General features: G+C 40.0%; 5 protein-coding genes and 1 pseudogene. All 6 read right to left on the bottom strand.

Annotated elements, in window-relative coordinates:
- Nucleotides 1-172: 172 nt before the first annotated feature.
- The 6 genes and pseudogenes from gshA to RMY16_RS26840 all read right to left on the bottom strand — a co-directional run bounded on the left by gshA (nt 173) and on the right by RMY16_RS26840 (nt 8,472).
- Nucleotides 173-1,312 (bottom strand): glutamate--cysteine ligase, encoded by a 1,140-nt coding sequence (gene gshA / locus RMY16_RS26815; protein ID WP_322738914.1) that lies wholly within the window; start codon nt 1,310-1,312, stop codon nt 173-175.
- 190 nt (nt 1,313-1,502) lie between these two features.
- Complete coding sequence (locus tag RMY16_RS26820; RefSeq protein ID WP_322738915.1) at nt 1,503-3,335, bottom strand: hypothetical protein; 1,833 nt, start codon at nt 3,333-3,335, stop codon at nt 1,503-1,505.
- Nucleotides 3,313-4,131, bottom strand: a complete 819-nt coding sequence (locus tag RMY16_RS26825) for a DEAD/DEAH box helicase family protein (RefSeq protein WP_322738916.1) — start codon at nt 4,129-4,131, stop codon at nt 3,313-3,315. Before RMY16_RS26825 ends, RMY16_RS26820 begins: the two co-directional genes overlap by 23 nt.
- A pseudogene (locus RMY16_RS26830) lies at nt 4,108-4,353 on the bottom strand (AAA domain-containing protein); the annotation flags it as partial. The gene RMY16_RS26825 and the pseudogene RMY16_RS26830, both read right to left, overlap by 24 nt.
- Before the next feature lie 33 nt (nt 4,354-4,386).
- Entirely contained in the window at nt 4,387-7,596 is a 3,210-nt protein-coding gene (locus tag RMY16_RS26835) for a translation initiation factor IF-2 N-terminal domain-containing protein (RefSeq protein WP_322738918.1), read from the bottom strand.
- Between the two features lie 417 nt (nt 7,597-8,013).
- On the bottom strand, nt 8,014-8,472 hold the full coding sequence (locus RMY16_RS26840; RefSeq protein WP_322738917.1) for a hypothetical protein: 459 nt from the start codon (nt 8,470-8,472) through the stop codon (nt 8,014-8,016).
- Between the last annotated feature and the right edge of the window lie 81 nt (nt 8,473-8,553).

Below are 8,553 nucleotides of genomic sequence, written 5' to 3' on the forward strand. Positions count from 1 at the left end.
TATCGGGAAATATTAAGTTTTGTGTAGAAAAAGTAAGTGCTTGTGTATTTTGGGGCTGGTAGTGACTGCAATAAAATCTTCCATTTGGTATGAAGACGAAAGTGGGGCAAAAAGGGGATAAGGGAATAAAACAAAGTGTTTTCTCAATGCTCAATCCCTAATGCCTTTTGAGTTAACCCAGCAGAGACGAACATAATTTGTCTTCGAGTTCGATTTCGCGCTCTTGGGTGGCGATAATAGCCTGAGTGATGACGCGCTGGGTGTCAAAACCAACCGTGTGTAATTGCAACCACTGTTGAGCTTCATTGCCTTCGCGGAGGATTTTGTGCAAAGGGGAAAGGAAACAGCTAAAACCTTGTTGCTTGGCGATCGCCCAAACATCTTGGTAAATTTCGGCAATCCAATCTCTGGCTATAATGGTTCTGCCATCTTGCCAATGCTTCAACTGAGCATCAAGACTACCAGCAGCAGCTGCTGCTTCGTTGTCAGCAGTCAGGGTGACGAGTTCTTCAGCAGAGAAAGTGCTTTGGGTTAACGGATCGATGCTGGGGTTTTCGATTATTTGCAACAAACGCGCTTCTAATAAGGCAGTAATAGCCAATAAGGCAATGGGATCTGTGACTAAATCGCAAATTCGTAGTTCTAGGCGATTCAAGTCATAAGGACGGCGATCGCCATTTGGTCGCACCGATGCCCACAAATGCCTTACATTCTGCATGGTTCCGGCAACCAGTTGATGTTCCACCCACTGGATATGATCGCTGTGGCTGGCAAATAAGGGCACATGGCTAGGCGTTTGTGGGAAGACGCCCCAACGAGTGGAGTGATAGCCAGTAGCTTTGCCATCCAAGAAGGGAGATGAGGCGCTGAGGGCGAGAAATAGGGGCGCTTCCATACGGATGACTCGACACGCCCGCATTAATACTTCTGGATCGCTGATGCCGACATTGATGTGTACGCTGGCGGTAACTACTTTCGTGCCGTAGGTGTTCTCAATGTAATCATGATAGGGGTTTGCTGGATCGGAACGGAGAAAGCGATCGCCCCCACCCAAAGATAAAGTACTCCCCGGTATCAGGGTGTAATCGCCCAGACGATTGAGGTAGTTTCGCAACTCCCGCCGGGGACGCAGCAATGCACACAATAAATTTTCGTAATTATGGGATGGTTGAGTTATGTACTCGACGTTGCGGCTATCTGGTTCGCGCATAAATCCATCCAAAGCCGCAACAATTTTGTCGGAGAGACCGACGATTTCACCTTGAGGCGTGCCAGTATACATCTCAATCTCAAAGCCTTTTAATAAGACCACCTTGTTCTCCTCGGCTCTCTCTACCTATAAATTGTATCGAACAAGACGAATCTCTGGATCTATCTTTAAGTCAATCAAAGGTTAAGAATCATTTAATTGCCAATCCCCGCGAAATCAAGACGGCATATTTGTTCTGGGCTGTCTTTGATAAATTATTACTATTGAGGTATGAAAAATATCCTAGTGTAGGTTAAGTACAGGACAAAATAAAATCATTGGGTGAATCACTCTCTTGAACAATCTTGAGACGTATAAATTGTGCCCATACTTCATCACTAAGTAAGTTTAAAGCAGTTTCGGGATTATTAATTGCGATCGCGCCGAGAACTTTACGCCATCCCTGTTGCAATAACTCAATAAAAGTCTCTTCAATAGAAACTTGACTCAGCAACGAAAGTGCAGTTTTAAAACTTGCTGAATCATCTGATAATTTTTTCAACTTTAATCCCTGTAGTGCTACATTCAACCATACAGGCAGAAGTTCCAACCAATTATTTTTTTGTATCTCTTTGAGTGCAATATCTTCCATACCTAGCGTACCCCATAGACATAAAGACTCTATTGCAAGTTTAGAATCGCGGTTTTCTAGAGAACTTTGCCATAGTTTTTGAGCGTGATTTTGGAAGCGATTAGCAAGAAATTCATAAGCTTCTTGGACTTGAAGTGGAATTGTAACTTTATAAACTGACTCACCTCGTGGTAGGTAATCGCCGCGATAGGATAACCAGTTATGAGAGCCGCAAAGATGGATTTGTTTATCAACTATTACTTCTTTAACATGGGAATCTCCCAACCAAAAAACCTGTACAGATGGTAAACCATCAGGCGTTTTGATCGCTCGAAGTTTTTTCTCTACTTCTGGTGGAATTGGTTTATCTTCATCTTCTTGTAGCCGTGCAATTCCATATCCAATTAAAATCCGAACTCCGTGATTAGCTAATTTCTGTAATAAATTTAGAAATTTTTCATTGACAACTGCCTGATTAACCCAAGGAGAATAAATTAGAATGTGACTTTTAGCCGAATTTAAAACTTCTGAAAAAGCTAGGCTAATTTGTCCATCGCGTAACTGTACAGCTTCACCTAAGGCTTTATAGTTATCTATTTCACTAGTAGCTTTTGTGGCAGTTTCTAGCGCCTTTTGGCGAATATTTTCAAGTCGAGCCTCTATTTCAGTATTTTTTTGCTTGAGAATGGCTTCACGTTCCAAATTGATGGTTTCGGTTGATAATTTACATAATGCTTGCAAAGATATTTTACCTTCAGTGTGTAGAACTTCTAACCAATTTGATGCTGACTCTAAAATTTGCTTTCCATTCCTTATTTGAATGTTCAATTTATCTTCAAGGGCATCAAAGATAACGAAAAGCGATATCTTTCTCCAAAATTTTTGAGTCGAAGCTAGTACTCTATAGGAAGTTACGATTTTTCCCTCTTCTGGGACATGAAGTGCTAGACCTGAAACTTGAATACTTTTTTGGATTTCTTCAAGCAGTAAGGAAGAGATATCAGCAATTGTACGATCAATAGCGATAAAGTCTGCCAAGTCAGGTAAATTTATCGTTGTCTCATTTAAAGATTCAGATTGAAAGGTTATCTTATCGCTTAAAGGGTCTGTAATAGCATAAATTTGTATAGGATATGGCGGCTGTGGTACAGACCCTTTTTCATAAAATGAGCGGCCTTCAGGAGTAACTGTAATTGGCGATGTTGCTGATAGAGTTTGTAAGGAACGAAGAGTTGTAGTAGTAGTTTTTATAAATACAGAATCAAGCCCAAGTACAGAGGCTAATTCATCCTCTGTTGGCGGAGGTTGAAATTCAATAGCAGCGCGGATGATAAATTCTTCGAGTACATTAAACTGGCGGGGTTCCTTAATATTTACTTCTACCTGAGTTTGACGCAAACTATAACGGAATTCACGCGCTGCTAAAACTGATAAACTAGGACTTTGCGCTTCTATTTCGTCTACCAGCTTTTTGATATTTTCATCAATTGGTTTAGCAGAAGAGGCGAGAAACATCAACGAAACCTCCATGTAGATGCACGATATTTGAAACTTCAGAATACATACTCCCGACTTGTCCACGCTGCTGAGTAAATAGCGAATGACAACCCACAATTACTAATAGTTCTTGAGCGCGGGAAAATGCAACGTTAACTCGTTCTGGTTTCTTGGCAAATCCCACATCTCCTCTACTATTATTACGAACCATACTCACAATTACAACAGGTCGTTCCATACCTTGAAATCTGTCTACTGTACCAGTGATGATTTGCAACGATGGGAAATGTTTAGATTGCAGGCGTTCATCAATTTTTCTGAGTTGAGCAACATAAAAAGTAATCACGGCGATTTCTTTTTTTGGTTCACCATTAGCAACTCTAGATGCCCAAGTACTCTCAAATTGCTTACATAGACATTCAATCGCATTAATTTCTGGAATATTAAAAAATGAAGTTCCTGTCATTTCTTCTTGAAACTTATTACCTACAGGCGTTTTTACCCAGATAAGATGGTGATATTCTTTGATGATTTTGCCTGTTAAATTATGTGCGCGTTTTGTATCCGGCTCCAAAATACCACATTCTAGTTTACCATCATAAAACTGATTGATTGCTCCCATAATTATGGGGTGCATTCGATATTGAATATTTAACATTTCTTTGATGCTATCATTAGCACCTTCAAACTGAATTTTAAAGAGTGATTCTTGCAATAATTGTAATTCTGTATTTGTGCTGCCAATCTCTTGATAAACTTCCTCTAAAGTCTTTGTGTCAAGCATGGGTGGTAATTGTCGATGGTCGCCAACCATGATTAACTTTTTACCTTTTAAGGCAGGGATTAATAACTCTGGAGGAGTACATTTACTAACTTCATCAATAATGACAACATCAAAGTATTTGAATTCTTGTGAAAAATTGTAATTTGCAGCTTGAACACAAGTGATACCAACGACATTGGCATTATCTAAATAAATCCGCTTTAAATCGTTGTGATCGCTTTCCGTTGGCTCTCTTAATTTTCCTATCCAATCTTGGACAAAGTTCTGATATCGATTAAGATAAAATTATTCATTTTGAAGTTGCTGTTGCCAATCTTCAAATTTAGTCCTGATATTGCGTAAAAATTCCAGATTAAACAAGTCTTTAGAATCAACTTCAAGCTTTAATTTACCAGGAATTGCTTCCCAAATTGACTGCCACCAAGTTCGCTCAGTTAATATGTATTCTAATTGCTGGTGTAAATGCTCAACAATTGTCTGTATTTGACTTTGAGTTTCTATAAATTGGTTTTTGTAGGTTTCCGTTGTTTTCTGTAAGCTAGTAATGCGAACTATGAGCAGGTCTTTGCTAGTAGAAAGTGTGGTAAAAGGATCGATTAAAGAAATTAAAGTATCAAGTTGCTTGGTACGAATTTCCCAGTCCCGTATTTTTGCTCTAAATTGTGGTATTTTAGCCAGAATATTTGAAGGATTATCGAGGTATTCTTGCACTAAAAGTCTTAATTCTTTGGGTAAGTATGGGAAGGGTAAAAGTTCTTGTAAGAGTGCGATCGCTCTTTGAAATTTGAAGTCAGCTTCACTGCGATAATTTTCTAGCTGCTCTTGATTAGCAGATATTTTTTGCTGCTCATTAGCCGCCAGCCTCATCTGTTCATTTAATTGAACCTCAAGCTGGCTTTGCTCTATTTCTGTTTCAGCCTGTAGTTGCTTCAGCCATGTACGCGCACTCGTAACTATACCATTAACCACCTCCTCTGCAATTTGGGAGATAGCGGATTCACTTTCAACAGGTTGAACTCTTTGACGTATAATCTGGGCTTGTCTCCTAATAGCCTCAAGAGTTACCGTCGCACCATAACGGCGGCTATACGGACGTAATTTTTGAGCTATGGAATCCAAACTTTGCTGGTTGACAGCAACCTCAAGTATCCATTCGATAATCCGACCCCAGACCCCTAGTGGTTTCTCAATGTCATTGATACTATTTTGTGCTAGTTGCTTCAGCTTTATGAGAGATTCCACAGGGTCTAGCGCGTTAATAACACTCACCTGGCAAATGGCAGCTTCATCGATTGAGCGATTACCTAGTATATTTCGTCCCCGCACAAGTAAATCTCTGATTTCAGTAACCCGACTGCGTACCCTATCCCATTGGCGATAATTTGGAATTAATTCATTGACTTTCAACTGACACTGATCAATACTCTGTTGCCAGGGTAGATATTGAACTGCGATCGTTATGCTTCGTAATCCCGAAGGTAATGAGATTAAGTCAACTGTAAAGTCTTGACGATTTTGTAAGCACTGTGCCAATACATTGGCAATATTTAAATTAGCTGTAGAGAGCCATATATCAAGGTCATTTATTGCTAAACTGACCTCAGATTGACGGTTATGTAGATTCCTAATTCTTTGGTGCAAACTTTGTTGGTTAGCAAGCAATTCTTGGTGATTTGACTTTAGGCGAGCAAGAGATTCTGAATTTTGTGTGTAAGTTTGTGCAGCTAACTCTGCTTCGGTCATTGCCATAGCTATATCACTGGCATAAGCTAATGCTGTACGAACTTCAGCAATCCAAGAAGCTACAGTGTTCTGCAACCAACCAGCTAAACCAAATAAACTATAATTTGGACGAACTATACCAAGTTCAGAAGCCAAATTAATTGCTAACCGAAGATTTGCTGCAAAGTTTCGCAAGGAAGCGTCTGTAGATGTGTATTTATTCAGACTAGCCCACAAATTAAGAAGTGCTGGATCTTGCCAGTCTACTGAAGGGGCTTGATTCAGCAATTCCTGTAAAGCAGTTTTCAGAGATTCAACCTTGCCTAGTTGAGATGTGGCTTGATTGTATTCATTTTTTTGGGTCGTACAAGCTGACTCTAAATTAGTTTTACGTGTCTGTAATAAATCCTGCTCTCTCTTAAATACCTCTTCTACTTTCAGGTATGCTGTGAATCGTTGTGATGATGCCAGCAATTGACGTAAAACTCTTACATTATCGAGGCGTTGGGCAAGATTTTTTTCGCAGTCAGTAGCAGTATTTTCTAACCATGTGCCAATTACTCGATCTTCTAAAAATGGCTGTCCTTGTATTCCAACTTTTTCGACATTTCCCTTTCGCACAGCCCGAATCAGTGGGTTATGAACTAATCGACTCAGGGCGTTATCTACTGCTAAATTGGCTTGAGAAGTAATTAGAGTGCGTCCACCCCGTAGAGCAACTTGATAGCAAATCTCGGCAATGACGGTAGTTTTCCCAGTACCTGGTGGCCCTTGAATGAGAACTAAATCCTCAGCGGCAAGCACTGTTTCTACCGCTGCTTTCTGACTAGGATTAGCTGAGGACAACAACAAATCCTCTGGTCGCAATTCGACAGTTTTTTGAATAGGTCTTGCTTGGGAAGCGTCGAATAAAAAATTTCCCAAATAGGGATTTTGGGTATGTCCCTGTTTTAATTGTGTCAAGGCTGCTTTTTTGCGTTTAATCTGTTGGATGTCACCAACTGCCTCAAAAAACAAAAATCCGGTAGCTGGTAGCTGATAATGCCCTGCTGCCATGTAGTCAGCTAAATCGCGTTCTAGCCTTATGCGGATAATGCAACTGTTTGGGAGAACTTCTTCAATAATTCCTAATTGGCGGCTGTTGCGCCAGTTTTGTCCTTTGGGAGTAGCCTCGAATAGCTTAACCTCTTCATTTTTTGCTCGTTTTACCCGTTCCCAAAAGTTTTCCACAGCCAAGGAATTTTCATCAGAACCGTCAATAGTAGCTGAGGTTACGTCAATCTCAAAAGTGATCCGTCTTCCGAAGCCATTGTGGCTGAAAAAAGGCACACAAAATTGGCGTGTTTTAGCGATTTTTTCCTCAATCTGTAAAAATACTTCCCAAATTCGCAGATGATCTTCTGTAGGCAGATTCCGTGGCAATACCTTTGGTGGAATTGGCTTCGGGGTATTAGAGGCAGGATTTGTTAGGATTTTGATTTTAGGTTTAGGAATTTCCGAAGTTTGTTGTTTGTGAAGGGGAGCAAGCCGATTTGGAGATATAGTCTTTGATGAAGTTGGTTGATGACTTGTTATAGCTAATTCCTGTTGTATCCCATTTGTAGATGCATATTTTTTAGCAGCCAAACGGATTCGTTCTGCATCAAATTCTGAAATTTTGCTACTATAGCTTTTGACCACGATGTTGAGTTGGTCGCAAATTGCTAGTAACTCTTTATTATCCAAATTCAATTCTTTTGATAGCTCATAGATTCTGACTTGCGCGTTGTTCATCCACTGCTTGCCTTTGCCAACAAAGTTTTCCAAGTCTAGTATTCCCAAATGCTGAGATGGAACACCATCATGAACTTCTGCGGCTTTGCTTATGTTGGGTAGTATTGCTCACAAACAATAAAATTGCCGCCCTCTTAGAGAGGTCGGTAATCTAAGTCTTTCAATTTTCACAAATCAAATAGAATTGCTATCTATTCTGTATTCTCAATCCTACACAATTACTCAAAACCAAAATTTTACTATGAAAAATCCAGCTTTGGTGATGGCTAATTTGCCCAGTATATCGCCTCAATTTCGTCTACAAAATTATTGCGACTGTCATCAATCGGTTTAGCAGAAGAGGCGAAAAACATCAACGGAATAAGATTGGATAATTGAATTTGTACAAATACTTGTAACCCATGAAGCAAACTACTTTTATGCTTTCAACAACTCTTGGCGATGACTAGACCACCAAGCAAATCCAGCACCAGTCACAAACATTAGCAGACTATAAATTGCCCCAGGAATGGCCATTGTGGGAGTATTTAGCAGCGTAGGGGTAAAAGCGATCGCGATCGCCAGAGTTCCATTTTGAATTCCTACTTCTATGGTAATTGCCGTAACGCTTTTTTCTCCTAATCGGGTTAAGGTTGTGATCGCAAAACCTAAAGCCATTGCTACTATATTCAAAACCAGAGTTCCCCAGCCCACATCTATTACATAAGAAATAAAATTATTCCGTTCTCGCAACAGCACTCCAGTAATTACCACCGTCAGGAAAAATAAAGACAGCCACTTTACAGGTTTATCTGCCAGCTCGGGTGCATATATACCTAACATGATAATAAATAGAGCCAAGGGCAGAAAAACAGCCGTCAGAAAATTTGCTTCCATCCTTAACCCGCGTTGGTAACAATAAAAGGTAAGGATTCAGGTCAAGAGGTATTGACAAATGTGACATCTGAGGCGGAATAT

The sequence above is a fragment of the Nostoc sp. DedQUE12b genome (genome assembly GCF_034530835.1).
Taxonomy (GTDB): domain Bacteria; phylum Cyanobacteriota; class Cyanobacteriia; order Cyanobacteriales; family Nostocaceae; genus Nostoc.